This window comes from Lysobacter enzymogenes (assembly GCF_017355525.1).
GTDB classification, from domain to species: Bacteria; Pseudomonadota; Gammaproteobacteria; order Xanthomonadales; family Xanthomonadaceae; genus Lysobacter; species Lysobacter enzymogenes_C.
Map to the genome: position 1 here is coordinate 5583466 of NZ_CP067395.1, position 26662 is coordinate 5610127.

The following is a 26662-nucleotide window of genomic DNA, read 5'->3' on the forward strand; positions in this document are numbered from 1 at the left end:
GGCATGCTGTTCCTTCTCCCGCTTGCGGGAGAAGGTGCCCGAAGGGCGGATGAGGGCACGCGCCCCCGGCAAGCCTCAGCCCTTCTTCTCGCGCACCGGCAACGGCACATTGCAGATATTGATGTGCCCCGCCGGCTGCAGATACCAATCGTCGCGACGATTGCGCCGCGATTCCACCAGCTCGGCGAACAGCGGCGTATCCGTGCGCAGCACTTCGAGCTTGGCGCGCTGCGCCTCGGGCACGTCGGCGGCCAAGCGGATCGACGTGATCGGCGCGCGCTCGGACGCTTTCTCGTAGAACCCCAAGGCGCCGGTCCCGCGCGGCAGCACCGACAGCAGTTCCATGCCCTGCACGACCCGGCCGACCGTGGTGATGTTGCGGTCCAGGTGGCGCGGCGCTTGGCCGATCACCACATACAGCTCGCTGCCGTTGCTGGAATCGGGCGCCATGTCGCGGCCGGCGCCGACGGTGCCGTAGCAATGCGCCAGCCAGCTCGAACCGGTGGCCGAATCGCGCGCCGCCGGGAAGCCGTCGGCGAAGCCGGCCTGCTTGGCCCAGCCGTCGGCGTCGGGCAGCACGGTCATCTTCAGCCCGGCGCTCTTGCGCGCGAACTCGGCCGGCAGCTTGTCCTTGGCGCCGGGGCCGAGCGGCTTGCGCTTGGCCGCGTCTTCTTCGGGATCGCCCCACTGCACCACGTAGTTGTCCTGCGAACGGTTGACGCTGAGGCCGTTCCAGTAGCCGTTGTGGGCCAGCGCGCGGATGTTGGCGACATGTTCGGGCGCGAACTGCGGCGCCAGCTCGATCACCACCCGGCCGCGTGCGAGTTCCAAGTACAAGGTGTTGTTCGGATCCAGCGCGCGCCAGTCGGACGGCTGGCTGGCGTCGAGCACCTGCTGCATGGTGCGGCCCTTGGCCGGCGTGGCGGCCTGGGCGGATGCGGCGGCGAGCGCCAGCGCGGCGGCGAGCAAGGCGGTACTGGGAATCGAAGTCATGGGCGTCCTTTGGTTCGTGGCTCAGGCCTGGCGCGCGTAGTCGCCGCGGATGAATTCGGCGAACCCGTCCTGGCCGGGGAAGCGGTTCTCGATGACGAAGGTATAGCGGTCGCCGGCGAATTCGTAGCGCATTCGCGACTCGCCGCGCGGCGTGCTGCGTTCGAAGCGCAGGATGTCGCCGTCCCAGCGGCCGCGCGCGGCTTCGGCCGGGAAGCCCAGCGAGTCGAACCACCACCACAGCACGTCGGAACTGTCCGGTTCGACCAGGAACACGCCGTGGCCGCGGAACACCACTTGGCCGTCCTTCTCCTGCTCGTAGTCCTGCAACAGCGCGATGCCGTCGAGGCCGACGCGGAAACGGCCGCGCCCATGCGCGGGGCCGCCGGCGCCCCACGGCGAGGGCTGAGCGAGTTCGGGCCCGGCCCAGTCGCCGGCGAGGCGGTGCAGGCGCGCGAGCTGGGCGGGATCGGGACGGGGGAATTGCATGGCGGCTCCGGTGTCGGGACGGGCGGACGGTCGGCGCAGCGTAGCCGGACCCGCGCCGGCACGGGAGGGACGCTTGTAACCCCGCACGGCCGGCCGTGCCGGAGCGCCCGGTGACTACCGGCACATTCGCTATAGCGAACCTCGCACTAGTCTGATCTCAAGACTAGCCCAGGGGCCCCGCCCGTGACCGACCTCGACAGCCAACTGCGCAAGTTCCAGAAGGAGCTCAGCACCGGGACTGTGTCGCTGGCGCTGCTGGCGGTGCTCGGCGCGGCGCGCGAGCCGATGTACGGCTACCAGATCGCCAAGCGCCTGGAGCGCGAAGGCGAGGGCGTGCTCAGCGGCAAGCAGAGCGCGCTGTACCCGGTGCTGCGCAACCTCGGCGCGGCGGGGCTGCTGGACAGCCACGTCGAGCCGTCGGTGACCGGCCCGCCGCGGCGCTACTACCGCATCACCGACAACGGCCGGGCGGTTCTGCGCGAATGGGCGCAGGCCTGGCGCGCCACCCGCGATTCCGTCGATTCCGTCCTGCAGGGGCTCGATCCATGAACATCACCGCCGGCACCGCTTACGTTCCCGTTCCCACCGACCCCGCGTCCGGCGACGACGCGCCGGCCGACGCCGCGCACGCCGCGGCCAGCGCCGGCGCCGACCTGCCGCGCTCGATTCCCGAGTACCTGCAGCGCCTGCGCGCCGCGCTGCGCGGCGCCGACCCGGCGCTGATCCAGGACGCGCTGTACGACGCCGAGGAATACCTGCGCGCGGAAATGGCCGAGAACCCCGGCCGCAGCGAGGCCGAGGTCATCGCCAGCGTCGCCGGCAGCTACGGCGCGCCGGACGAAGTCGCGGACATCTACCGCGACACCGAAGTCAAAGTGCAGACCGCGCTGCGCCCGCCGAAGCCGGCGCCGCGGCGTTCCTGGCTCGGCCGCTTCTTCGGCGTCGCGCTGGAGCCGCGCACTTACGGCGCGCTGTTCTACATGCTGCTGTCGCTGGCGACCGGCACCTTCTATTTCACCTGGGTCACCACCGGCGCCTCGCTCTCGCTGGGCCTGCTGATCCTGATCATCGGCTTGCCGCTGCTGATCCTGTTCCTGGGCTCGGTGCGGGTGCTGGCGCTGGTCGAAGGGCGGCTGGTCGAGACCATGCTCGGCGAACGCATGCCGCGCCGACCGCTGTACAGCGACCGCGAGCTGCCGTGGCTGGAGCGGATCAAGGCGATGTTCACCGACCCGCGCACCTGGGGCACGCTGCTGTACCTGTTGCTGATGCTGCCGCTGGGCACGACCTACTTCACCATCGCGGTCACCGCGCTGGCTTTGTCGCTGTCGCTGATCTTCGTGCCGATCGCGCACTGGACCGGCCTGTTCCCCGGCGACCTGTGCCTGAACCTCGCCTGCAACCACTCGGGTTGGGGCGTCATCCCCGAGGTGGCGGTGTGGCCGCTGACGCTGCTGATCGGCATCGTGCTGCTGTTCGGCACCCTGCATCTGGCGCGCGGCATCGGCTACCTGCACGCGCAACTGGCCAAGGCGCTGCTGGTGCGCTGGGGCTGAGCGGTCGTATTGATCGCGGACCCAAAGGCCGGCGTTCGCGCCGGCCTTTCGCGTTGTGGCGATGCCTCCCTGTAGGAGCGGCGCGAGCCGCGACCGCGACATCGCACATACGACGCAAGCGCAGTGTCGCGGTCGCGGCTTGCGCCGCTCCTGCAGGCAGTCGGTGCGAGAGCGGCGCCGCAACGAAAAAGCCCGGCGCGCAGCCGGGCTTTTCGGGTCGCGACCGCGCGCGCTTACGCCGCGTAGCGGGCGATGAACTCGCGCACCTGCGGATACACCTGCTCGCGCCAGCGCCGGCCGCTGAAGATGCCGTAATGGCCGGCGCCGTCGACGGTGATGTGCTGACGGTCGGCTTCGGCCACGCCGGTGCACAGGGTATGCGCGGCGCGGGTCTGGCCCTGGCCGGAGATGTCGTCGAGCTCGCCTTCGATGGTCAGCAGCGCGGTGTTCTTGATCGCGCCCGGATTGACCCGTTCGCCGGCCACGTCCCACAAGCCGCGCGGCAGCAGGTGTTCCTTGAACACGACTTCGATCGTGTCGAGGTAGTACTCGGCCGGCATGTCGAGCACGGCGTTGTATTCGTCGTAGAAGCGGCGGTGCGATTCGGCGTCTTCCAGGTCGCCCTTGAGCAGGTCCTGATAGAAATCCCAATGCGACTGGAAATGCCGCTCCGGATTCATCGCGACGAAACCGCTGTGCTGCAGGAAGCCCGGATAGACGCGGCGGCCGCGGCCGGGGAAGTTGGCCGGGACGTGGTGGATCAGATTGCTTTCGAACCACCACAGCGGCTTGTGCTCGGCCAGGTCGTTGACCTGGGTCGGGCTCTCGCGGGTGTCGATCGGGCCGCCCATCATCACCAGCGAACGCGGCGTGGGTTCGCCGCGCGCGGCCATCAGCGACACCGCCGCCAGCACCGGCACGGTCGGCTGGCAGACGCTGATGACGTGCAGGCTGTCGGCGCCGATCTGGCGGATGAAGTCCTGGATGTAGCCGACGTAGTCGTCGAGGGTGAACGCGCCTTCCTCGTTCGGGACCATGCGCGCGTCGATCCAGTCGGTGATGTAGACCTTGTGGTCGCGCAGCAGGGTGCGCACGGTGTCGCGCAGCAGGGTGGCGTGGTGGCCCGACAGCGGCGCGACCACCAGCACCGGCGGATCGTCCTTGAGCTCGGCGATGTTGCCGGCGTCGTCGGCGTAGCGCTTGAAGCGCAGCAGCCGGCAGAACGGCTTGCGCGCCATCTCGCGTTCGATCACCGGGTAGGTGTCGCCGTCGATCTGGATCGAGTGGATCCCGAACTCGGGCTTTTCGTAGTCCTTGCCGATGCGGTACAGCAGCTCGCACCCGGCCGCCACGCGCGAAGCGCCGGGCAGGGTCGACAGCCAACTGCCGGGCGCGGCGAACATCTTGGAGCCGGCATCGGCCCAGTAGGTCATCGGGGCCATCCAGGCGCGGCCGAGTTCGTGCATCTGATAGAGCAGCATTCGGGTCGGACTCTCAGTGGCGGGCAGGGCTGGCGGCGGAGCGTAAACGCTTCCGGGGCCGGCTGTTTGCTGCGGCGCAGCATAACGGATTGGGATGGCCGTCGCGTGAAAGCCCGGTTGCCGTCGCTGGTGAGGCTGAGATGGCGCGAAAGGGCGGGGGTTCGGCGCGATCGGTTGCCCTGGGGCGCGAGCGTAGCGGCGGCCGCCCCCTGTAGGAGCGGCGCGAGCCGCGACCGCGCCACTGCGCATACGACGCGACCGGCTACCCCGCGGTCGCAGCTTGCGCAGCTCCTACAGTCGGAATCGACGCAGCGTAGCGCTACTGCGCCTACGCAGGGACCGACCCACCGGTGAGGTGCACCGCTCTCAGGCCGAGGTCTCCAACGCCGCCGTCCCGCCCGCCAACGCCGGCCCCAGCCACAGATGCGACCCCAGCGCCTGCAGGCCCTGCGCGGCGAAGCGCTCGCGATAGAACTTCGCCGGCCGGCGCTTGAAGCCGTCGGTATCGCCCTCGATGCCGTCCTCGCGGGCGAAGGTCTCCAGGAACGCCACCCCGCCGCACAGCTCGGCCAGCCCGGGCAGGCCGCGGTCGAGTTCGCGCGTGTCCAGGTAATGCATGACGTCGCTGCAGATCAGCAGGTCGGCCGGCGCGCACGGGCGCAGGAACTCGAAATCGCCGAACCGGGCCAGGTGCAGGTTGCGGGTGCGACCGAAGCGCGCAACCGCGTATTGGCTGGAGTCGAATCCCAGATACTGCACGCGCGGACGCAGCTTCAGCAGCGGCGCGCGCCACGGGCCTTCGCCGCAGCCGATGTCGAGCACGCTGCGGATCGGGCGTTCCAGGTGGTATTCGGCGGCGGCCACGGCCAGGGCGACCTTGCGCGCCAGCCGCGCGCTGCCGCCGATGGCTTCGTCCTTGAGGGCGGGGTCGCGGTACCAGCGTTGGAAGTAGGCGCGGTCGTACTGTTTGCTCATGCGGTGTGGGCCGGTGAAGGTCGCGCCGCGGGCTGTGCCGGTCCGGGCGCGAGGGCTGCGTGGAGCGTGGCATCCTAACGCGCCCGGGGCCTCGCGCCCCAAACGCCGGCCGGCGCGGACTGCGCGTCCGCCCGGCCCGTGCCGCCGCCACCTGCACTCATTCGGGAAGCCAGCGATGAACGCTTATCTGTGGACCAAGACCTTCCATATCGTGTTCGTGATCGCCTGGATGGCCTCGGTCTTCTACCTGCCGCGGATCCTGGTCAACGTCGCCGAGACCCGCGACGAGCCCGCGGTGCGCGCGCGGCTGCTGCTGATGGGGCGCAAGCTGTACCGCTTCGGCCACATCATGTTCGGCCTGGCCTTCGTCTGCGGCCTGCTGATGTGGCAGGGCTACCGGGTGTTCGGCGACGGCCTGCCGCAGATGTTCGCCGTCGGCGGCTGGCTGCACGCCAAGCTGACCCTGGTCGCGGTGCTGCTGGCGTACTTCATCTTCACCGGCCGCTGGCTCAAGGGCGTGCAGCGCGGGCGCGAACTGCCGTCTTCGCGGACCCTGCGCTTGTTCAACGAACTGCCGCTGCTGGCGCTGATCGCGATCGTCTGGCTGGTGCTGGCCAAGCCGTTCTGAGGCGCCTTCGTTGACGCGTATCTGCCTGTAGGAGCGAAGCGAGTCGCGACCGCGACACCACGCTTGCGTCGTAGCTGCGGTATCGCGGTCGCGGCTTGCGCCGCTCCTACAGTCGCTTCGCCGTGGCCTTCCTGCGAATCCCGCGGCCCAGTTTGCTTCTGCTGTCGCTTCGCCCACGCCCGCGATGTCCACAGCGCCTGTGGACAAGCATGCGGACAGCCGCCTTGGAATCGGGTTCCACGCCTTGCGCCGCAAGCGTTTCGCGGAACTGATCAATTTTTGTCCAGGCTGAGGACAAACGCGCCGACTTGGCTTTGCACGGCAGTTTCACGCGTTCCACGCGCGCGTCGCGACGGGTTTCTCCGTCCGCGCGACGCTGTTGCGCTATCCACACGCGCTGTGGACAACATTGCGGACAGTTGCGGTTGAATCGGGTTTCACGCCTTATGCGGCGGGGCTTTCGCGGGTTTGGTCATTTTTTGTCCAGGCTTCGGGAAGGCTGGAAATCCGCGATATCGCGAGCGCGCGAAGGCGGCAGACGCGTTGCGCGACGGCATTTTCCGTATCGCGCTATCCACATCGCCTGTGGACAAACTTGCGGACACTGTCCGTGGAATCGGGTTTCACGCCTTATGCGACAAGGGCTGCGCAAGTTTGGCTATTTTTTGGCCAGCGGCGGAATCGTCGGAAAAATACCGCGGCTTGACGGATCGCCGCGCATCGCCTAGCCGCGGCCGCGAGCGGCGCCTGCGCGCGGCGAGTCTATCCACACAGCCTGTGGACAAGCTTGCGGACAGCGGTTTTGGAATCGGGTTCCACGCCTTGCGCAGCAAGGGTTCGCAAGGATTGGCTAAATTTTAGCCAGCGGCGTCCTGCGGCGTGCGAGTGCGATGCGGGCTTGGAAATGTCCGGCTGAAGCCAGGAACCCGGCTCGCTTCTGTCCACACAGGCTGTGGACAAGGCTGCGGACACACGCCATGGGATCGGGTTCCACGCCTTGTGCGGCGGGCGATTCGGCGAGTTGGCGATTTTTTGTCCAGACCAATCGAAGGGCGCAGCGGATGCAAGAAAGGACGCGCGATCGATCGTTGCTTGCGCCGGGACGGCGGGCTGTAGGCCGCGCTCTGAGAAGCCTCCGACCCCCGCAGCGTCGCTGCGGTACGAGCCGCAATCCAATTTCGATTGCGGTCCCGCACGCCACCGCGCCGCGGCGCATTCGCCGTACCGCGCAAACGAAAACGGCGGCCCGCAGGCCGCCGCTACCGCGCCTCAGCGCGCGCTCTTGAAGTCTTCGGGCTTGGGCAGGGTCACCGGAATCTGGTTGCCGTCGCAATCGCCCTTGGCGCACAGCGAGGCGCGCAGCTTGGGCAGCGACTGCAGCATGAAGTGGTAGATCGTGTTCTGCTCGACGCTGCCGCGCACTGCCGCGCTGCCGGGGCCGCGCGCCCAGATGCCGACGTCGTCGCCGCCGTGGGTCTCGCTGCTGGTCGGCACCAGGGCCTCCTGCATGTAGTCCGGGGCTTCGGTATCGACCTTGGTCAGATCCGGACGGCCCTTCTCGATCTCCATCGTGCCGCTGACGGTGTGCGGGAAGGTGTGCGGCCCCTCGGGCTGCTGCGCGCTGGCGCCGGTGTAGCCCGGGCCGTTGCTGTAGTTGAGGGTGGTGTAGGGCTTGCCGAGCGCGTCGCGGGCGTAGTCGTTCGGGTCGCCGTCCTCGCCGCTGGTGCCGCGGACCTTGCCGAGCATCGGGTTGCCGCGGGTCGGGTAGCCGACGAAGCTCAGGGTGTGCGAGTGGTCGGCGGTGACCAGGATCAGGGTGTCGTCGGCCGAGGTCGCGCGGTTGGCGGCGTCGACGGCTTCGCTCAGGGCGATGGTGTCGGTCAGCGCGCGATACGCGTTGCCCATGTGGTGGGCGTGGTCGATGCGGCCGCCTTCGACCAGCAGCACGTAGCCGTTGGGATTGCGCTTGAGCCGCTCGATCGCGGCCAGGGTCATGTCCTTCAGCGACGGCTCGCCGGCGCCGTCCTGCGGGCGGTCGTGCTCGAACTGCATGTGGTCGGGTTCGAACAGGGCGAACAGCGGCTGGTCCTTCGGCGCCGCGGCGAGCTGCTTGGCGTTCCACACGTAGGCGCCGCCCGGGTGGCGCCGCTTCCAGGTCGCGATCAGGTCGCGGCCGTCCAGGCGCTGGCCGACCTTGTCGTCGTACTCGGGGTCGCGCTGCTCCACGGTCATGAAGTTGGCGCGGCCGCCGCCCATCAGCACGTCGGGGCCGGTGCCGTACGGGCTTTCGATCATCTGCCGGGCGATGTCGAGGCAGCCCTCGGCCTTGGCCTTCTCCGGCAGGTCCATGTCGTTTTCCCAGTTGCGGTCGGCCGAATGGCTGAAGGTCGCGCCCGGGGTGGCGTGGGTGACGCGGGTGGTGGTGACCACGCCGGTGGCCAGGCCGCTGCCGGCGGCGAGTTCCCACAGCGTCAGCATCGGCGCCTTGAGCGCTTGCGCGCAGTCGCCGCGCGCGCCCTTCTGGCCGATGCTGAGCACGCCGGCGCGGGTTTTGACGCCGGTGGCCATGGCGCTCATGGTGCCGGCCGAGTCGGGGGTCTGCGAATCGGTGTTGTAGGTCTTGCTCAGCGCGGTCGAGGGGAAGCGCTCCCAGCTCAGGCGGTTTTCTTCGCCCGGCGCGCCCTTGAGCTGGCCGGCGAGGATGCGCGCGGCGGCGACCGTGGTCAGGCTCATGCCGTCGCCGACGAACAGGATCACGTTCTTGGCCTTGGCCGCCGGCGCGCCGCGCTGGGCGGCCTGGGCGGCGCCGTCGCGGTACCACCAGGCCGGGGTCTCTTCCTGCGGGTGCTTGATCGTCGGCACGTCGATGACGACGCCGGCCGAGGGCGCGTCGGCGCGGGTGGCCGGCGCGGCGGCCGCGCAGGCGGTCAGCAGCGCGGGAACGAGGAGGACGGAAGCGCAACGCAGCTTGGACATGGGCGGGCCGGGCGGTGGACTGACGAGCCGGCGATTATGCCTGGGGTGCGTGACGGCGAAAGGACCGCGGCGCGGCGCGGGTTTGCGGATCGTGGCCGGGTGGGGCGCGGGCGTTTGCAGGTTCGCGCCACTCCCGCATACCGCATGGGCTACCTGTAGGAGCGGCGCAAGCCGCGACCGCGAATCCGCACCAACGTCGCCACCCGCATCCGGATCGCCTTCTCCGCCCGTCGATCGACAGCGCCGCCAACGAATGGAGCAGCGCAGCTGAAGGAAAGGCGCAGACAGCCGCCGCCACCTTGAATCGAATCGCTGTAGTTCCAATATTCGGAACCACGAAAACAATAGCGGCCGCCCCCGGCTTGTAGCAAGCTTGCCCCCATGAGACCCCTGCATCACCCCGCCACCGCCGACATCGAACTGACCGCGGTGCTGTACGCGCTGGCCGATCCGGTGCGCCTGAGCCTGGTGCGCGGCCTGAGCCGCGACAACCCGGTGTCGTGCATCCGCGTGTCCGAGGAAAAGCAGCTGGGGCTGCCGCGGGCGACGCTGTCGCGCCATTTCGACCTGCTGCGTTCGGCCGGGCTGGTGCATACGGTGAAATCCGGAACGCAGTATCTCAACACCTTGCGCTGCGACGATCTGGAGCTGCGTTTCCCGGGCCTGCTGCGCGCGATCCTGTTCGCCGACGGCGCCAAGGCCGGCGCGCCCGAGGCGGCCAAACCCGCGCCGCGCGCGGCGTCCAAGCCGGCCGCGCCGGCCCGGCGCGCGGCCGCGGCGCCGGCGCGCGCAGGCCGGGCGCGCTCTTGAGCGCGGCCGAGGCGGGAGGCGATTTTGCCGATGCCGCTCACAGTCATGACGTTTGGTTGCGCGCTTATGCACTTGGATCAGCCGGCGCGCCGGCCAAGCTGTTTATCGTGTCGTCCCCGCGTTCGCCCGCCCGCCGCCGCGCCGGCGCAGCGTCCGCCCCGTCCTTGACCGATCTTCGACCCGGATAGCCGCGATGACCGCCTTGTTCTCCGCTTGGTTCCGCATTCCGTTCTGGCAACGCGTCGTCGCCGGCTTCGCGCTCGGCGCGCTGGCCGGCTGGGCGTTCGGGCCGGCGGCGGAAACCTGGTTCGGGCCGCTCGGCGATCTCTACGTCACCCTGATCAAGATGATCGCGGTGCCGCTGGTGTTCTTCGCGGTCATCAACGCGGTCGCCTCGCTGCACGGGCAGAAGTCGATCGCCGCGCTCGGCGGCCGTACCTTCCTCTGGTTCGCGATCACCGCGGTGCTGGCGGTCGCGGTCGGCCTGGCGGTCGGCACGATCCTGCAACCCGGCGCCGGCGTGATCGGGCTGGCGATGGACTCGGCGTACAAGCCGCGCGACGTGCCCAGCGTGACCAAGGTGTTGCTCGACGTGGTGCCGAGCAATCCGTTCTACGCCCTGACCGGCATCGGCACGACCAAGAACGCCGCCGGCGAAACCGTGCTCGCGGCCGGCAAGGGCTCGATCCTGCCGGTGATCTTCTTCGCCGGCCTGCTCGGCTTCGCGATGGTCAAGCTCGGCGAGAAAGTCGCCGGGGTGCGCAAGCTGGTCGGCGAGGCCAGCGAGCTGATGATCCAGGTCACCCGCTTCGTTCTCGAAGTGACCCCGATCGGCACCTTCGGCCTGATCGCCGCTTTGGTCGGCGCCTACGGCTTCGAGAAGCTGCTGCCGCTCGGCAATTTCGTGCTCGCGCTGTACGTGGCCTGCGCGCTGCACATCGTCGTGGTCTACAGCGCGCTGTTGCTCGCCCACGGCCTCAACCCGCTGAAGTTCTTCCGCGGCGCCGCGCCGGGCATGCAGGTGGCGTTCGTCAGCTCGTCGAGCTTCGCCGCGATGCCGGTGGCGATGCGTTCGATCACCCACAACCTCGGCGTCAACAAGGACTACGCGGCGTTCGCCTCGCCGCTCGGCGCGAGCATCAAGATGGACGGCTGCGGCGCGATCTATCCGGCGCTGTGCGCGGTGTTCATCGCCCAATACACCGGTACGCCGCTGACCGGCGACCAGTACTTCATCGTGCTGATCGCCTCGGTGCTCGGCAGCTTCGGCACCGCCGGCGTTCCCGGCACCGCGGTGATCATGGCCACCGTCGTGCTCAGCGCCGCCGGCCTGCCGCTGGAGACCATCGGTTACCTGTACGCCATCGACCGCGTGCTCGACATGATGCGCACCATGACCAACGTGACCGGACAGATGCTGGTGCCGGTGCTGGTGGCCAAGGAGACCGGGCTGCTCGACCGCGAGGTGTACGAGGCGGCGCCGACCGATGTCGGGATCGAGGAAGGCAAGGCTTAGCGCGGTTGCGGCGCGCGCGCTGCGCGTCGCGGATGCAGCGGCATCGATCCAGGGAGGGCGCATGCCGGTAACGATCGAATCGCGACGCATGACGGCGGCCGAGCGGCAACAGCTCGGCGCCATCGGCGGCGCCCGCTCCGGCTCGGGTGCGTGGTGGGCCTGGCCGATCCTGATCTGCGTTTTGGCCGCGGGCGCGCTGTTCCTGCAGCGCTGGCTCGAACCGTTGTGGGGCACGGGCCATCGCGGCGCCGATACGCTCGCGCCAGCGCTCGTCGCGGGCCTGGGCATCGCGTTGTTCCTGGCCCTGATCGCGGCCTGGGTCGCGCTGCGCGTCAGCCGCGCCGCGCGCAACAACCGCCGGCGGATTTTCGGCTCGTACTGGGACGACCTGGAGGCCGGCACGGTCGATGAAGAACGCTACGAATTCCTCGCCTCGCTGAGCGCGCGCGACGGCGAGACCGGCGTGCCGATCCATTTGTTGCGGATCGACGCGCAGCGCTGCCTGGTGGTGTTCGGCGAACCCGGCGACGGCGCCGACCGACCCGACGACGACACGCAACCGCGCCGGCGCGCGCTGCTGCGGCGCGCGCCGCGCTCGCGCCATGTGCTGTCGCTGCGCTTCGAAGGCGAGGCGCTGGCGAGCGAGCCCAGCGATGCGCTCGGTTGGCAGGCGCCGGGCTGGGAGTGGAACGGCCGGGTCTGGGAGGTGGAGTGGGAGCCTCTCGTGCAGCGGCTCGGGCAGCGCGGGGATTGAGGGCCGCTGATGGCGGAACGTAAGGCGTCGGTGGCGACAACGCCGCCGCATCGGCCATGATCCCGCACAACCTCAAGGAAGCGCTCGCGATGCCCAAAGGACTCCCGCACTTCGCCGCCCCCGCCGCCCTGGCGCTGCTGGCCTGCGCCTGCGCCAGCGCGCCGCCGCCGCAACCCGCCGCGCCGCCGACCGGCGCGGTCGGCGTGCGCTCCATCGACAAACGCCTGGTCGCCGCCGAGCGCATGCAGCTGGCGGCGAACGAAACCTTCGAAATGCCGCTGGCCGAAGCCGGCAACGCCGCGCCCGAGTACCCGCCGGCCTTGCTGGCGCAGCGCCTGCCGCCGCAGACGGTGTGCCTGAGCGTCGCCATCGGCGCCGACGGCGCGGTCAGCGACAGCCGTGTGCTGGCCGCGAGCGAAGGCTGTCCGACGCAGGCGCCGGCCGCGCCGGACTTCGTCGCCGCCGCGCGCGCCGCGGTGGCGCGCTGGCGCTTCGATCCGGCGTTCCGCTGCGTCTATCCCGGCGCCAAGCCGATCGACGAGCAGGGTTGCGTTACCGGCCGCGAGGAAGCCGTCGCGGTCAGCATGGCCTACAGCTTCGTGTTCGAGCAGAAGGACGGGCGCGGGACGGTGCGGGTAGGGGAGTGAGCCGGACGACGCTCTGCGGTCAGATCGGGCCCGCGCCGCGGTTCACACCCGCGAATACGTCCACGACACCATCCGCCCCTCGCGATACGGCATCACCCCATGGAACGGCCGCGGGTCGCGGTCGAACACCAGCGGCAGGAACTCGCGGTCGCCTTCCCACATCGGCAGCTCGTGCAGGCGGTCGAGGTCGACCCACTCCAGCGTGCCTTCGGGATTGCTCGCGTAGGCCTCGCCTTCGAACGCGCTGATGACGAACACGAAACCCAGCCAGTCCTCGCCGCGCTTGCCGAAACCGGGCCAGCTGATGGTGCCGCGCAGTTGCAGCGCGGTGCATTCGATCCCGGCTTCCTCGCGGATCTCGCGGCGCATGCCGGCCAGCACGTCCTCGTCGGGCTCGAGCTTGCCGCCCAGGCCGTTGTACTTGCCGAGCTGGTGGTCGTCGGGGCGGGCGTTGCGATGGACCATCAGGACCTGGCGGCCATCGGGCGAAAGCACGTAGCCCAGGGTGGCCACGATGGGGGTGTACGGCATCGGCGGGGTCGGTACGGGGGAAAGCGGCGCACAGTGTCGGCGATCGGGCCGGCAACGGCCAGCGGCGGCGGTCACCCCACGTGACTTCCGACCCGCACCGGGCGCCGGGACTCGGGTTACTGTGCGCACAACTGCGCCCGCGCTACGCCGGCGCCGTTCACCACGACAGGACAGGGAGCCCTCCATGCGCAAGCGTCACCTCTGCGTGCTGCTCGCCGGCCTGACCACGCTCGCCTCCGCTGCGTTCGCGACCGCGTCCGCCGCCGAGAGCGACCGTTGGCAGTTGCCGGTAGCGGTCAAGAAACTCGACAACGGATTGACCGTGGTCGTATCCACCGACCACAGCTCGCCGACCGTCGGCGTCAGCGTGGTCTACCACGTCGGCATGCGGCTGGAGCCGAAGAACCGCACCGGCTTCGCCCATCTGTTCGAACACCTGATGTTCCAGGGCACGCCGGTCGCGCGCAAAGGCGTGTTCGACAAGGTCATCTCCGGCGGCGGCGGCCGCAACAACGGCTCGACCCGCCCGGACTACACCAACTACATCGAAGTCGCGCCGGTGTCCGCGCTGGAACGCATCCTGTGGCTGGAAGCGGACCGCATGAAGACCCTGGACTTCAATCCGACCACGCTGAAGAACCAGCAGGACGTGGTCAAGGAGGAGATCCGGGTCAACGTGAAGAACCAGCCGTACGGCGGCTTCATGTGGATCGACATCGGCCAGCACGCGTTCCAGAAGTGGGAGAACAACCACGACGGCTACGGCAGCTTCCAGGACCTGGAGAACGCCAGCCTCGCCGATGTGCAGTCGTTCCACCGCGATTACTACGGCCCCAACAACGCCGTGCTCGGCATCGCCGGCGACGTCACCCCGGAGGAAGCCTTCGCCCTGGCCGACAAGTACTTCGGCGCGGTCGCCGGGCGCCCGACGCCGGCGCCGTCGGACTACAGCGAAGGCCTCAACACCGCCGAGAAGCGGATCAGCCAGACCGACGCGCTGGCGCAGGTGCCGGCGATCGCCGCGGGCTGGAAGATGCCTGCGCGCGGCAGCCGCGACCAGGCGCCGATGGCGGTGCTCGGCAACGTGCTCGCCGGCGACGACGCCTCGCGGCTGTATCAGGCGCTGGTCAAACAGCGCCAGATCGCGATCAACGTCTCGCCGCTGTACGGCCTGGGCGACGCCTGGAACTACAACGGCCCGACGCTCTACACCCTGTTCGCGCTGTACAAGCCCGACAGCAGCGCCGACGCGGTGCTGGCGGTGATCGACGAGGAAGTCGCCAAGATCGCCCAGAACGGCGTCGACGCGGCCACGCTCAAGCGGGTCAAGACCAAGATGCTGGCCGACTGGTACAACGGCCTGGACGCCTTCATCGAGCGCGCCGACACCCTGGCGGTGACGCAGACGCTGTGGGGCGACGCCAACGCGGTCAACAAGATTCCGGCGCTGATCGAGGGCGTGACCTCGGCCGACCTGCAGCGCGTGGCCAAGACCTATCTGACCCGCGCCAACCGCACCGTCATCGACCGCCGCCCGGCCGCGCTCGCCGCGGCGCCCGCCGCCGCCGCGCCGGCGAAGAACTGAGGAGAGCGAGGCCATGAGCATGACTACCAACAAACTCGCGCTGTCGCTCGCGCTGGCGCTCGGCGTCGCCGCCGGCATCGCCCACGCCGGCCCCTCGGTCGCGCTACCCGAGCGGCTGCCGCCGCTGGCCGCGGACAAGCCGCTGCCGGTGCCGCAGATCGCCCGCAAGACCCTCGCCAACGGCCTGGAGGTGTGGGTGGTCCCGCGCCAGGGCCTGCCGCGGGTCGACTACGTGCTGGCCGTGCGCAACGCCGGCTACGGCGCCGACGCCGGCGACGCGCGCGGTTTCGCCTCGCTGTACGCGAACCTGCTGGTCGAAGGCACCGGCAAGCGCGACGCCAAGGCGGTGGCCGAGGCCGCGCAAGGTTACGGCGGCTCGATCGGCGCGTCCGCGCTCAACGACGGCGTGATCCTCAGCGGCGACGCGCTGGCCTCGCAGGCCGCGCCGATGCTCGGCCTGATCGCCGAAGTCGCGCAGACCGCGACCTTCCCCGACGCCGAAGTGGAACTGGCCAAGGCCAACGCGCTGCAAGGCCTGAAAGCCGCGCAGGCGCAGCCCGGCTACAAGGCCGCGCGCGCGCTGTCGGCGGCGGTGTACGGCGATCATCCCTACGCCCGCACCCAGCCGACCGAAGCGTCGATCAATGCGGTCAGCGCGCAGCAGGTGCGCGCCGAACACGCGCGCCGGTTCCGCCCCGACCGCGCCTTGCTCGTCGTCGCCGGCCGCATTTCCGCCGAGCAGGGCTTCAAGCTCGCCGAAACCGCGTTCGGCGGCTGGAAAGCCACCGGCGAAGCGGTCGCCGACATCGCCCCGGCGCAGCCCAGCGCGCCGGCCCAGCGCCTGTTCGTCCAGCGCGACGGCAGCGTGCAGTCGGCGGTGCGCCTGGGCCGTCCCGGCATCGCCGCGACCGACGCCGACTACGTGCCGGCGCAGCTCGCCGGCATCGTCCTCGGCGGCGGTTTCAGCAGCCGCCTGATGCAGAACCTGCGCGAGGACAAGGGCTACACCTACGGCGCCCGCGGCGGCCTCACCGCGCTGCGCGCCGGCGGCGCGATCCAGGCCTCGGCCGACGTGCGCAACGAAGTCACCGGCGCCTCGCTCGGCGAATTCGTCTACGAGTTCGGCCGCCTCAACGACTACCCGGTGCCGGCGCAGGAACTGGAAGACACCAAGCGTTACGTCGCCGGCGGCTACCTGATCGGCAACCAGCAGCAGCGCTCGGTCGCCAACAGCCTGGCCGGCAACTGGCTGGTCGGTTTGCCGGCGGAATTCCTCGGCGAATACGTGCCGAAGATCCGCGCGGTCGACGCCGCCCAGGTGCAGGCGATGGCCAAGAAGTATTACGCCGCCAAGGACCAGTCGATCGTGGTGGTCGGCGATTACAAGGCGGTGCAGTCGCAGCTCAAGGAGTTCGGCGAGTTCAAGCAGGAGAAGTGAGGCGGCGCGAAGCGTCGCCGGGCTGCACGAGAAAACCCCGGCATCGCCGGGGTTTTCTTTGCGCCGCGGCCGCTGCGCATGCGCCGTAGCGCGACGCTTTCAGGCCGCCGTGCGCGCGCGCCGTTGCGCCAGCCGCGCACCCAGCCAGCTCGCCGGCAGCGGCGACAGCACGCCGGCGGCGATCATCCACCACGCATGCGGCAGCAGCAGGCTGACCGCGATCACCCCGCAGACGATCAGCGCGCCGACCGTCAGCGCGGCGCCGCGCGGGTGCCGGCGCGAGATCAACGCGGCCAGCAAGCCGCCGTCGAACGCCGCGGCGACCCAGCCCGCCAGCACCGTCAGCATCGCCGGCCACGGCGCGCCGGCGACATGCGCGCTCATCGCCGCGGGATCGCGCGGATCGATGCCCGGCGGCAGGGGGTGCAGCCGCGCCGAGCCGTACTCGAACAGGTGCATGGTCAGCATCGCCAACACCATGCCGGCGACCACCGCGAGAATCGTGCGTACCATCGCGACTGCTCCCCTGATGCGGCCGGCCCGGCGGGCCGGCATGCGGCGAGCATCGCGCCGGCCGCGGCGGCCTGCAAGCGCGCATGCCGGCAGGCGTACGGCTCGCGCATAATTCGCCGGCCAGCATAGGAGTTATTCGATGTCCGCCAGCCCCACCGCCTCGCCCCCGCGCCTGCTCGCCTTCGCCGGCAGCCTGCGTTCGGGTTCCTACAACCGCCGCCTGATCCCGGTGCTGGCCGAGGGCGCGCGCGCCGCCGGCGCGCAGGTCGAGCTGATCGAATTGCGCGATTACGCGCTGCCGGTCTACGACGGCGATATCGAAGCCGAGGCGATGCCCGACAACGCGCGCCGGCTGCAGGAGCTGATGGCGCAGCACGACGGGCTGCTGATTTCCACGCCGGAGTACAACGGTTCGATGCCGGCGCTGGTCAAGAACACGCTCGACTGGATCTCGCGCCCGCTGCCGGACGGCCGTTCGGGCACCAGCCTGTTCGCCGACAAGGTCGCCGGCATCGTCTCGGCCTCGCCGGGGCCGCTCGGCGGCCTGCGTTCGCTGCTGGTGCTGCGCGACGCGCTGGCCAAGCTCGGTTTGATCGTGGTGCCGCAGCAGGTCGCGGTCGGCCAGGCCGGGGAGAAACTGCACGAGTACGGCCAGCTCGGCGACGAACGCCAGCGCGAGGCCGTGCACCGGGTCGGCGCCGCCGTGGTCCGTCATCTGCGCGTCCAGGGAGCCTGAGCATGAAAGGTCAGCAACGCGAATTGAACCTGCGTTTCCTCGCCCAGCCCACCGACGTCAATTACGGCGGCAAGGTCCACGGCGGCATGGTGATGAAGTGGATCGACCAGGCCGGCTACGCCGCCGCGGTCGGCTGGAGCGGCAAGTACAGCGTCACCGTCGCGGTCGGCGGCATCCGCTTCGTCGCGCCGATCCGGATCAGCGATCTGGTCACCGTGCACACCAAGCTGATCCACACCGGCACCAGCAGCATGCATTTCGCGGTCGACGTCAAGGCGCGCGACCCGGGCCTGGACGACGGCGAGCCGGAGGAGCGGCTGTGCACCCATTGCGTCATCGTGTTCGTCGCGATGGACACGGTCGAAGGCAAGCCGACCCCGGTGCCGGCGTGGACGCCGGTGACCGACGACGACAAGCGCCTGGCCGAGTACGCGCTCAAGGTCATGGAGTTGAGCAAGGGCATCGAGGCGACGGTGGAGCGGTACGTCAACGAGGCCTGAGGTCGGGGTTCGTTCGTACTTCGGTGCGGCGGCTGCGGAGTGGCGGGTCGCGTCGCAAGCGCGGTGTCGCGGTCGCGGCTCGCGCCGCTCCTACAGGGGGCGGCCGTGGGTTCGTATCCGACTGTAGGAGCGGCGCGAGCCGCGACCGCGGGGTGGCCGGTCGCTTCGAAGACCCAAAACGCAACAGGCCGCCCGGAGGCGGCCTGTCGGATGCGGCGCGGTACCGAGGTTCAGATGCCGTCGACCCGGCGCGCTTCCATGAACTTGCCGCTCCAGTAGCCGCTGTCGAGGCTCGACACGGTCACGTCCTTGCCGGTGCGCGGGGCGTGCACGAAGCGGCCGTCGCCGAGGTAGATGCCGACGTGGTCGACGCGGCCGCGGCGGCCGAAGAACACCAGGTCGCCTTCGGTCATGGCGTCGCGGTCGATCACTTCGCCGGTCTTGGCCATCTCGCGCGAGACGCGCGGCAGTTCGATGCCCAGGGCGTTGCGGAACACGTAGCCGACCAGGCCCGAGCAGTCGAAGCCCTGGTCCGGCGAGGTGCCGCCCCAGCGGTACGGGGTGCCCAGCAGGGCCAGGGCCTTTTGCAGCATGCCCTTGATCCGGCCCTGTTCGGCGACCGGGATGTCGCTCTTGCTCAGCGGGATGTCCTGGCCCTGGCCGAGCATCCGGTTCAGGTCGGTCGCCAGCATCAGCGCGCGGTCGGACAGGGTCATCGCTTCCGGCAGCATGTGGCCGCCGCTGGCTTCCGGCGCGTCGGCCGAATCGTTGCGCAGCGAGGGGCCGCCCGGGAGCAGCGAGGAAGCCGCGCCGGCGCTCACGGACTGGGCGAAGGCGGGCAGGGCGCACACCGCCAGGGTGGCGGTGAGCAGGATTCGTTGGCTGGCCCGGCGGCCGGGGCGTCGGCTTTGGGCGGTGTCGCAAGATGCTTGGGGGGTGGCAGTCTGGCGGTTGTGGCGATGGGTCGAAGTCGTCACTTAGGAATCACAGAGTCGTCACCGGAGAAGGACAATACCCGCCGGGTGGGACGGTGTGGTTCAAATTTCGTTAGGCGAGCGTAAACAGGTATGTGATTTTGCTCACATTTTTGACGCGTACTAAGCCGCAGTCCTGTTCATTCGAGTCGCAGGATTACTTGAGAATCCGCTTGGCGCCGCTGTAATGATCGCGCCAGTACGGGCCGTCCAGGCGGTCCAGGCGGACCGTGCCGCCGGTGCTGGGGGCGTGGACGAAGCGGCCTTCGCCGACGTAGATGCCGACGTGGCTGACGTTGCCGGAGCTGCCGAAGAACACCAGGTCGCCGGCCGCCAGCCGCAGCGGGTCGATGCGCGGGCCCTGGTAGCCGGCCAGGTCGCGCGAGGTCCGCGGCAGGTTCAGCGCCAGCATGTCGCGGTAGACGTAATTGACCAGGCCGCTGCAGTCGAAGCCGCCTTCCGGGGTGTTGCCGCCGTAGCGGTACGGGGTGCCGACCAGGCTGAAGGCGCGCATCAGCACGGCGTTGGCGGCGACCGGGTTGTCCGGGTCCACGTGCGGCCAGACCCGGGCGGGCTGGGCCGGCGGGGGCGTGCGGCGCACCGTCTGCTTGCCGCCGCTGCAGGCCGCGAGCAGGCCGCACAGGGCCAGCGCCAGCACGGCGGCCGGCAACGGCCAGGGCCCGCGCGCTGGCGCGGGAGCGGTGTTGCCGGGATAATGCGCGGCCTTCGTCACGGCCGATAGCTTGGCGGCTGGCGGCAGCGGCGACAAGACAATCGATGTGTCGTTTTGTGGCGGCCGGCGCGAATCGGCCGCCGATTCCTTTATTTCCCCGGGCGCGCCGTGCGCGCCCACCAGCCGGACTAGCCATGAAAATCGAAAAAGATCGCGTCGTGCGTTTCCACTACACCGTAGCCGAGCAGGGCGGCGAGCCCGTCGAGAGCTCGGAAGGCCGCGAACCGCTGGCGATCCTGATCGGCCACAACAACATCATCCCGGGCCTGGAAAAGGCGATGGACGGCCGCGAGGCCGGCGACAAGTTCGAAGTCGACGTGCCGGCGGCCGAAGCCTACGGCGAGCGCCAGGACGGCCTGACCCAGCGCGTGCCGAAGAAGTACTTCAAGGACGCCAAGCTGACCCCGGGCATGCAGGCCGTGCTGCCGACCAACTTCGGCCCGCGCGCGGTGACGATCCTGAAGGTCGGCATGAGCGTGGTCGACGTCGACCTGAACCATCCGATGGCCGGCAAGGACCTGCACTTCGCGATCGAGATCGTCGAAGTGCGCGAAGCGGCGGCGGAAGAAGTCGAGCACGGCCACGTGCACGGCGACGGCGGCCACGCCCACTGAGTCCGCGCGGCCCGTCCGGGCCGCGGTCGGGCGACACCGGACGGCCCGCGCATGCGGGCCGTTCGCGTTTTCGCCGCGGGGCCTCGGACCCGATGCCTTCCGCTGCGTTGCGGGAGAGTCTTCAGTGTCGACGGCTTTCGCTTTGTCGTGGGAGGGCCTTCAAGCTCGGCGCCTTTCGATCCGAAGCGGCGATTCGAGCGAAAAACGTCGGGCCGAAGGCCTTCGCACGGTCCCGTTGCAACGGCGAGCTGAGCGGAAAGCGTCGGGCCTGAAGGCTCTCCCACAACGAAGCGAAAGGCGCCGGGCCTGAAAGCCCTCCTGCAACGGGTCGAAAAGCGCCGGGCCTGAAGGCCTCCCGCAAGATCCGGCCTGTGCATACTCGCCGTGCTTGCCGTCTTGTCTTTCGCCTTTCGTTTGCGCAGTTCCCCATGACCGCTTCCGTCCCCGAATTCGCCCCGGTCGCCGCGCCGCAACGCGTGGCCGCGCTCGACGCGCTGCGCGGGCTGGCCCTGCTCGGCATCCTGCTCAGCAACGTTTCCGGCTTCGCCGGGCCGCTGCTGGAATTGCACGACGGCATCGACCCGGCGTTGCGCGGCGCCGACCGCGCCTGGGCGACGTTCGTCTACGTGGCGATCAACGACAAGGCCTGGAGCCTGTTCGCGCTGCTGTTCGGCATGGGCTTCGCGACCATGCTCGCGCGCGCGCAGGCGGCCGCGCGCGGCTTCGTCGCGGTCTACCTGCGCCGCAGCCTCGGTTTGCTGGCGATCGGCCTGATCCATGCGTGGCTGATCTGGGCCGGCGACATCCTGGTCACCTATGCCTTGTGCGCGTTCGCGCTGCTGGCGCTGCGCAAGCTGTCGGCGCAGACGTGGCTGGCCCTGGGCGGCGCGCTGTACGCGGCCGGCATCGGCTGGATGCTGCTGATCGCCGCGGCGCTGACCGTGCCCGGCGTGGCGGTCGGCGGGCCGCAGGATCTGGCCGCGGCGCAGGCCGAGCGCGCGGCCGAAGTCGCCGCGTACGCCCACGGCGATTACGCCGCGGCCACCGCCCAGCGCCTGTGGTTCTTCTTCGACTTCGTCGTCTCCGGCTGGACGCTGATGTTGCCGCTGACCCTGGGCCTGTTCCTGATCGGCGCCGGCCTGGCGCGCAGCGGTGTGCTGGCCGATCCGCAGCGCCAGCGCGAACGATTGCGGGCGATGCTGGCGTGGGGCCTGGCCGTCGGCGCCGCGCTGACCGCCGCGAGCGTGGCGCTGACCGCGACGCCGTCGACGGCGGTCTTCACCGCCAGGTCGATGCTGGCGCAGACGCTGCACCTCGCCGCCGGCCTGCCGCTGGCGCTGGCCGCGATCGCCGCGATCGTGTCGTGGCTGCACGCCGGCGCGCGCTGGCCGCTGCGCTTCGCCGCGGCCGGGCGCATGGCGCTGAGCCACTACCTGACCCAGTCGCTGGTCGCGACGTGGCTGATGTACGGCTACGGCCTGGGGCAGTGGGGGCGCTGGTCGTACAGCACCCTGATCCTGGCCGCGCTGGCGCTGTTCGTCGCGCAGATGGCGTTCAGTACGTGGTGGCTGCGCCGGTTCCGGTTCGGGCCGTTGGAATGGTTGTGGCGTGCTTTCACGTATGCGCGTTGGCCGCCGTTGCGGGTGGAGCGGGCGGCGGGATGACGCGCGGTGTGGCTTGCCCAGGCAACTGAAGCCGGCAGTCGTGCGTGCATGAGGAATGACGCGGGCTGTCGTCGCGATTTGAAATTCCGCGGTCGCGGCTTGCGCCGCTCCTACAGTCGCTGCGTTGCGGCGGCGCTGCCCCTGCAGGAGCGGCGCGAGCCGCGACCGCGCCGCCACGCTTGCGACGAACGATCGGATCGACCGGAACCCGACAAAAGAAACGGCCCGCGCGAGCGGGCCGTTTCCATCGCGCCGTCACACCGGCGCGAACAACCTTGCCTCAGTTGACGCTGACCGCGCTCCACGCGCGCGCCACCGCGGCGTACTCGGCCGAATTGGCGCCGTACAGATCGGTCGCCGCCTGCAAGGTCCAGGTGCGCGCCTGCGGATAGGTGGTGCTGGACACGAAGTAGCGGGTCAGCGCGCGGTACATGATCGCGCCGACCTTGTTGCGGCCGATGCCGGTAATCGCGGTGTCGCCGTTGCAGACCAGCTGGGCCTTGGTGTAGTTGAACCCGGCCGGCACCACCGCGCCTTCGGACAACAGATAGAACATGCGGTTCAGCACGCCGGAGGTGTAGTGCGGGTCGTAGGTGCCGCCCTGGCCGGTCTGCGAGGCAGTGAAGCCGCCGCTGGGGTAGCAGACCTTGGAACGGCCGTCGGCGTCCTGCTTGAACAGGATGCGCAGCGCGCTGGTGCCGTTGGGGTTGTTCTTGACCAGCTTCTCGCCCATCAGATAGTCGCCCGGGTCGTTGGCGTTGTTGGCGCTGAACTCGACCAGGGTGCCGAAGATGTCGGAGACGCCTTCGTTGATGCCGCCGGTGTCCTTGATGTTGTAGTAGCCCAGGCGCGCGGTGGCCTCGGTCACGCCGTGGGTCATTTCGTGGCCGGCCACGTCCAGCGCCACCAGCGGCTTGAAGCTGGAACCGTCGCCGTAGGCCATCAGCTTCTGCGAGCCGTACCAGAACGCGTTGTCGTAGTTGCTGCCGACGTGGACGAAGCTCTTGACGCCCTTGCCGTCGTTGAAGATGCCGTTGCGGCCGTGCACGTTCTTGTAATAGTCCCAGGTCGCGGCGACGCCGTAGTAGGCGTCGGCGGCGACGGTGGCGCGGTCGCTGGTGGCGTTGTTGCCCCAGCTGTTGTCGGCGTCGGTGAACAAGGTCGCGCTCGGGAAGCCGTTGGTGTAGCTCATCGAGCCTTGCGCGTCGTAGGTCGAGCCGTTGCCGCGGCTCGGGTCGACCAGGCGGAAGCCGCTGCTGGTGGAGTCGGTGACGATGCCGACGTTGCCGATCAGCAGGGTCTTGCCGGTGCCGTTGGAGGCGGCGGTCTGGATGCGGTCGTCGGCCTGCAGCAGCTTGCCGTTGCCGGCGTCGACGAAGTAGGTGATGTGGCCCGGCAGCGGGTCGTTGCGGCGGTCGCCGTGCAGTTCCAGCTGATACGCCAGGGTCGGCTCGACCCCGCGCGCGAACACCACCAGCCCGGCGTTGTCGATGTTGCGCACCTGGCCGTCGAAGTTGGCGCCGGCCTCGACCTTGGCCTGCTCCAGGCCGATCTTCGGCTGCAACTCGGGGCGGGCGAGGGTGCGCATGTTGTCGCCCTGGCTGATCGACTTGAGCTGGCCGTTCTGGCTGTGCACGACGAAGTCGCCGCCGACGACCGGCAGGCCCTGGTAGCTGCGCTCCATGCGCACGTGCTCGGTGCCGTCGCGGTCCACCATCACGTCGCGGGCGCGGAAGCCGTCGGCGGCGACGCGGTTCACTTCGCGCCCGGCGGCGCCCTGCAGCAGGCCGCGCGCGCGCGCGGCGGCGGGCGAGGCGTCGGCCTCGGCTTCGCCCGGCGAGGAAGCGACCAGATCGCTGCCGGCGCGCGCGCCGGTGCCGGCGAACAGCGCCGCCAGCGGGGTGCGGTGATGCTCGGCGACGGCGTTCGCGGCATCGGCGCGGCTCTGCGCGGCGAGCGCGGCCGAAGCGGCCGGCGCGGCCGCGGCGTCGCCGCCGGCCAGGTCGGCGATGGCGTTGGTGCGGCCGGCGGTCAAAGCCAGCGCGGCGAGAATGGCGCTACCGAGCAATGCGTACTTGAGTTGCATGTGCGGTCTTCCCCGTAGTTTTGAAAAAGGATGGCCAAAGCGCGCCCGTGCCGCGCCGAGGGCGGCGATGCGTCGGGAACGGATGGGCCTGCGGCGCTCGGCATCGCCGGTGGCGTGCCGATGTGCGGCGGGCACGAAAACGTTAGGCGCGCGGCGCGGGCGGCGCGAACGCAAACCAGCCTTGCGCGTCACACAATGGCACCGGTCACCACGCTGGCTGTCACATATTGCGTCGCCGTAATGCATTCGGCGCGTCGCAGAGCGATGGTCGCGCCGCGGCGGCGAAGCCGCGTCGGCGGCCGGCGCGGCCGGGCGGGTTCGGCGCGGCGAAATCGGCGCGGCGAAAAGAGAACGGCCCGCGCGAGCGGGCCGTTCGAATGCCTGCGGCCGTTGCGGCCCGGCCGGAGGTTCAGTTCACGGCGACCGCCGACCAGGCGCGGGCGACGGTCCGGTACTCCGGCGAGTCCGCGCCGTACAGGTCCTTGGCCGCATTGAGGGTGCCGGCGCGGGCGCCCGGATAATCGGTGCTGGAAACGAAGTACTTGGTCAGCGCGGCGTACCAGATCTTGGCGACCTTGGCCGCGCCGAGGCCGACGATGCCGGTGTCGCCGTTGCAGGCGAGGTCGGCGACGGCGACGTTGGGATGGCTGGCGGGCACCTGCGATCCTTGCCACATCAGATACCAGGCCAGGTTGCCGACGCCGGAGCTGAAGTGCGGATCGAATTTCTTGCCTTCGGCGGTGTCTTCCCGGGTGAAGCCGCCGGCGGGATAGCACTTGAACGAGCGGTTGCCCTTGCTGCGCCAGGCGGCGTCGAGATTCTGCTGGAACAGCACCCGCTCCGCGCCGCCGGTAACGGTGCGGGCGAACTTCTCGCCGAACAGGAAATCGGCCGGGTCGTTGGCGCTGCCGGCGCTGAATTCGACCTGGGTGCCGAACAGGTCCGAGAGCGCTTCGTTGAGGCCGCCGCTGTCCTTGATCAGGTAATAGCCCAGATTGGCCGAGGCGATGGTGACGCCGTGGGTCATTTCATGGCCGGACATGTCGAGGCTGACCAGCGGAACCTTGCCGTTGGAGGCGTCGCCGTCGCCGTAGATCATGTAGCCCCCGCCGGGAACCCAGGCCGCGTTGAGGTAGTCCTTGCCGTAGTGGACGTAGCTTTTCACGCCCTTGCCGTCGTTGCCGATGCCGTTGCGGCCGTGCACGGCCTTGAAGTAATCCCAGGTCGCGGCGATACCGTAGTGGACGTCCGCCGCGGCGCTGGCGGGATCGGATGTGTTGCCGTTGCCCCAGACGTTGTCGCTGTCGGTGAACGCCGCGGCGAAGATCGTGCTGGTCGAGTTCTTGGCATTGAGGGTCTGGCCGCTGCCGCGCGAAGGGTCGATCAGCTGGTAGCCGTTCTTGGTCGAATCGGTGACCAGGCCGACATCGCCCAGGGTCAGGGTCTTGCCGGTGCCGTTGGCGGCGGCGGTGTGCACGCGGTTCTCGGCTTCCAGCACGCTGCCGCTGCGCGCATCGAGGAAATACGACATCACGCCCGGGCCGTTGCCGTCGGCGCGTTCGCCGCTCAGGTCGACCTGGTAGGCCAGGGTCGGTTCCATGCCGTGGCGGGCGTAGACCACCAGCCTGGCCGGCTCGAGCTCGGCGACGCGGCCGTCGAACTGGGCGCCGGCGTCGCTGCGCGCCTGCGCGGCGCTGATGCCGGGCTTGAGTTGCGGACGCGCGGTGGTGCGCATGTTGCCGCCCTGGGTGATCGAGAGCAGTTCGCCGTTGCGGGTATGCACGACCATGTCGCCGCCGATCACCGGCAGGCCTTGGTAGTTGCGTTCCATGCGCACGTGTTCGGTACCGTCGCGGTCGATCATCACGTCGCGGGCGTTGAAGCCGTCGGCCTGGGCGAGGTTGGCTTCGCGCGCGCCGATTCCGGCGAGCAGGGCGCGTGCGCGTGCGGCGGCGGCGCTTTGGTCGGCTTGTTCCGGCGAGGTGCTGGACCAACCGAGTTGGCTGCCGGGGCGGGCGCTGGTGTCGATCATCGCGCGCAGCGTGGCCTTGTTCTGCGCGGCGGCGGCGATGGCGTGGGCGTGCGCGGCCGGCGTTGCGGCGGCGCCGGACGGAACCGCGGACGCGGTGGCCGGCGTCTTGGCGGCGACCGCGGCGGCGGTGGACGAGCGCTGGCTGTGGACGGCCACGCCGGCGAGCGCGGCGACCACGGCGGCGGCGAGTAGAGCGGTCTTCGACTGCATGGAAGCGATCCCCTGGAAAGCCTTGCGTAGAGATGGCGCGCGCGTCCGGGCCAGTGCGGTCCGGTGGCGGCGGCCGGTGCGGCTCGGCGCGCGCGGTCCGGTGGCGTCGGACGGCGATGCGGCGAGTCGGAATCCACGTTAGGGGCGGTCCGGAGGGCGAGCGCCGGGGTTGAAGGCGTTTTCAGAGTTTTATAATGAGTAATTCATCACAAAAAAATCGAATT

Annotated in this window: 24 protein-coding genes; 13 read left to right on the forward strand and 11 right to left on the reverse strand. The window is 69.9% G+C overall.

Features of this window, described 5'->3' with window-relative positions; translation table 11 throughout:
- Positions 1-75: 75 nt before the first annotated feature.
- Both JHW38_RS23585 and JHW38_RS23590 read right to left on the reverse strand, forming a co-directional pair.
- Positions 76-993 (reverse strand): peptidylprolyl isomerase, encoded by a 918-nt coding sequence (locus JHW38_RS23585; RefSeq protein ID WP_207523706.1) that lies wholly within the window; start codon positions 991-993, stop codon positions 76-78.
- Positions 994-1014: 21 nt separating this feature from the next.
- Entirely contained in the window at positions 1015-1479 is a 465-nt protein-coding gene (locus JHW38_RS23590; protein ID WP_207523707.1) for a DUF1579 family protein, read from the reverse strand.
- Positions 1480-1662: 183 nt separating this feature from the next.
- Between JHW38_RS23590 and JHW38_RS23595 the strand changes: the two genes are divergently transcribed.
- Together JHW38_RS23595 and JHW38_RS23600 are read left to right on the forward strand one after the other, a co-directional pair.
- Positions 1663-2028, forward strand: coding sequence for a PadR family transcriptional regulator (locus JHW38_RS23595; protein ID WP_207523708.1), 366 nt, complete (start codon positions 1663-1665; stop codon positions 2026-2028).
- The gene (locus tag JHW38_RS23600) at positions 2025-3035 is read left to right on the forward strand and encodes a sensor domain-containing protein (protein WP_242691073.1); all 1011 of its coding nucleotides are present in this window, start codon (positions 2025-2027) and stop codon (positions 3033-3035) included. Before JHW38_RS23595 ends, JHW38_RS23600 begins: the two co-directional genes overlap by 4 nt.
- A gap of 233 nt (positions 3036-3268) precedes the next feature.
- On the opposite strand, the gene JHW38_RS23605 is transcribed toward JHW38_RS23600, so the two are convergent.
- Positions 3269-4516 (reverse strand): polyhydroxyalkanoate depolymerase, encoded by a 1248-nt coding sequence (locus tag JHW38_RS23605; RefSeq protein ID WP_207523710.1) that lies wholly within the window; start codon positions 4514-4516, stop codon positions 3269-3271.
- 366 nt (positions 4517-4882) lie between these two features.
- Positions 4883-5491 (reverse strand): class I SAM-dependent DNA methyltransferase, encoded by a 609-nt coding sequence (locus JHW38_RS23610; protein WP_207523711.1) that lies wholly within the window; start codon positions 5489-5491, stop codon positions 4883-4885.
- 175 nt (positions 5492-5666) lie between these two features.
- On the opposite strand from JHW38_RS23610, the gene JHW38_RS23615 reads away from it, so the two are divergent.
- On the forward strand, positions 5667-6119 hold the full coding sequence (locus JHW38_RS23615; RefSeq protein ID WP_207523712.1) for a CopD family protein: 453 nt from the start codon (positions 5667-5669) through the stop codon (positions 6117-6119).
- A gap of 1269 nt (positions 6120-7388) precedes the next feature.
- Here the strand turns inward: JHW38_RS23615 and JHW38_RS23620 are convergent.
- Positions 7389-9095 carry an alkaline phosphatase gene (locus JHW38_RS23620; RefSeq protein WP_207523713.1) on the reverse strand — a complete coding sequence of 569 codons (1707 nt, stop codon included), beginning with the start codon at positions 9093-9095 and terminating at the stop codon, positions 7389-7391.
- A 381-nt stretch (positions 9096-9476) separates the two neighbouring features.
- Here JHW38_RS23620 and JHW38_RS23625 point away from each other — a divergent pair, with 381 nt between their 5' ends.
- The 4 genes from JHW38_RS23625 to JHW38_RS23640 all read left to right on the forward strand — a co-directional run bounded on the left by JHW38_RS23625 (position 9477) and on the right by JHW38_RS23640 (position 12822).
- Positions 9477-9905: an ArsR/SmtB family transcription factor gene (locus JHW38_RS23625; RefSeq protein ID WP_207523714.1), complete on the forward strand. Its 429-nt coding sequence runs from the start codon at positions 9477-9479 to the stop codon at positions 9903-9905.
- A gap of 193 nt (positions 9906-10098) precedes the next feature.
- Entirely contained in the window at positions 10099-11421 is a 1323-nt protein-coding gene (locus tag JHW38_RS23630; protein ID WP_207523715.1) for a dicarboxylate/amino acid:cation symporter, read from the forward strand.
- A 61-nt stretch (positions 11422-11482) separates the two neighbouring features.
- Positions 11483-12175 (forward strand): hypothetical protein, encoded by a 693-nt coding sequence (locus tag JHW38_RS23635; protein WP_207523716.1) that lies wholly within the window; start codon positions 11483-11485, stop codon positions 12173-12175.
- 89 nt (positions 12176-12264) lie between these two features.
- On the forward strand, positions 12265-12822 hold the full coding sequence (locus JHW38_RS23640) for a hypothetical protein (protein WP_207523717.1): 558 nt from the start codon (positions 12265-12267) through the stop codon (positions 12820-12822).
- Between the two features lie 42 nt (positions 12823-12864).
- Here JHW38_RS23640 and JHW38_RS23645 read toward each other — a convergent pair whose 3' ends face one another.
- Positions 12865-13353 (reverse strand): NUDIX hydrolase, encoded by a 489-nt coding sequence (locus JHW38_RS23645; RefSeq protein WP_207523718.1) that lies wholly within the window; start codon positions 13351-13353, stop codon positions 12865-12867.
- Between the two features lie 184 nt (positions 13354-13537).
- Between JHW38_RS23645 and JHW38_RS23650 the strand changes: the two genes are divergently transcribed.
- Both JHW38_RS23650 and JHW38_RS23655 read left to right on the forward strand, forming a co-directional pair.
- Complete coding sequence (locus JHW38_RS23650) at positions 13538-14938, forward strand: M16 family metallopeptidase (RefSeq protein WP_207523719.1); 1401 nt, start codon at positions 13538-13540, stop codon at positions 14936-14938.
- 13 nt (positions 14939-14951) lie between these two features.
- A complete protein-coding gene (locus JHW38_RS23655) occupies positions 14952-16376 on the forward strand; it encodes a M16 family metallopeptidase (protein ID WP_242691075.1) in 1425 nt (474 codons plus the stop codon).
- Between the two features lie 99 nt (positions 16377-16475).
- On the opposite strand, the gene JHW38_RS23660 is transcribed toward JHW38_RS23655, so the two are convergent.
- Positions 16476-16889, reverse strand: a complete 414-nt coding sequence (locus JHW38_RS23660) for a hypothetical protein (RefSeq protein ID WP_207523720.1) — start codon at positions 16887-16889, stop codon at positions 16476-16478.
- A 139-nt stretch (positions 16890-17028) separates the two neighbouring features.
- Between JHW38_RS23660 and JHW38_RS23665 the strand changes: the two genes are divergently transcribed.
- Both JHW38_RS23665 and JHW38_RS23670 read left to right on the forward strand, forming a co-directional pair.
- Positions 17029-17625, forward strand: a complete 597-nt coding sequence (locus JHW38_RS23665) for an NADPH-dependent FMN reductase (RefSeq protein ID WP_207523721.1) — start codon at positions 17029-17031, stop codon at positions 17623-17625.
- Between the two features lie 2 nt (positions 17626-17627).
- Positions 17628-18125, forward strand: coding sequence for an acyl-CoA thioesterase (locus tag JHW38_RS23670; RefSeq protein WP_207523722.1), 498 nt, complete (start codon positions 17628-17630; stop codon positions 18123-18125).
- A 230-nt stretch (positions 18126-18355) separates the two neighbouring features.
- Here JHW38_RS23670 and JHW38_RS23675 read toward each other — a convergent pair whose 3' ends face one another.
- Positions 18356-18946, reverse strand: a complete 591-nt coding sequence (locus JHW38_RS23675) for a C40 family peptidase (RefSeq protein WP_242691076.1) — start codon at positions 18944-18946, stop codon at positions 18356-18358.
- Between the two features lie 310 nt (positions 18947-19256).
- Positions 19257-19832, reverse strand: a complete 576-nt coding sequence (locus JHW38_RS23680) for a C40 family peptidase (RefSeq protein WP_207523723.1) — start codon at positions 19830-19832, stop codon at positions 19257-19259.
- A 134-nt stretch (positions 19833-19966) separates the two neighbouring features.
- Here JHW38_RS23680 and JHW38_RS23685 point away from each other — a divergent pair, with 134 nt between their 5' ends.
- Positions 19967-20446, forward strand: a complete 480-nt coding sequence (locus tag JHW38_RS23685) for an FKBP-type peptidyl-prolyl cis-trans isomerase (protein WP_207523724.1) — start codon at positions 19967-19969, stop codon at positions 20444-20446.
- 428 nt (positions 20447-20874) lie between these two features.
- Positions 20875-22110, forward strand: a complete 1236-nt coding sequence (locus JHW38_RS23690; RefSeq protein WP_207523725.1) for a DUF418 domain-containing protein — start codon at positions 20875-20877, stop codon at positions 22108-22110.
- Between the two features lie 280 nt (positions 22111-22390).
- On the opposite strand, the gene JHW38_RS23695 is transcribed toward JHW38_RS23690, so the two are convergent.
- Both JHW38_RS23695 and JHW38_RS23700 read right to left on the reverse strand, forming a co-directional pair.
- Positions 22391-24196, reverse strand: a complete 1806-nt coding sequence (locus JHW38_RS23695; protein WP_207523726.1) for a M4 family metallopeptidase — start codon at positions 24194-24196, stop codon at positions 22391-22393.
- 409 nt (positions 24197-24605) lie between these two features.
- Entirely contained in the window at positions 24606-26438 is a 1833-nt protein-coding gene (locus tag JHW38_RS23700) for a M4 family metallopeptidase (protein WP_242691077.1), read from the reverse strand.
- Positions 26439-26662 lie beyond the last annotated feature (224 nt).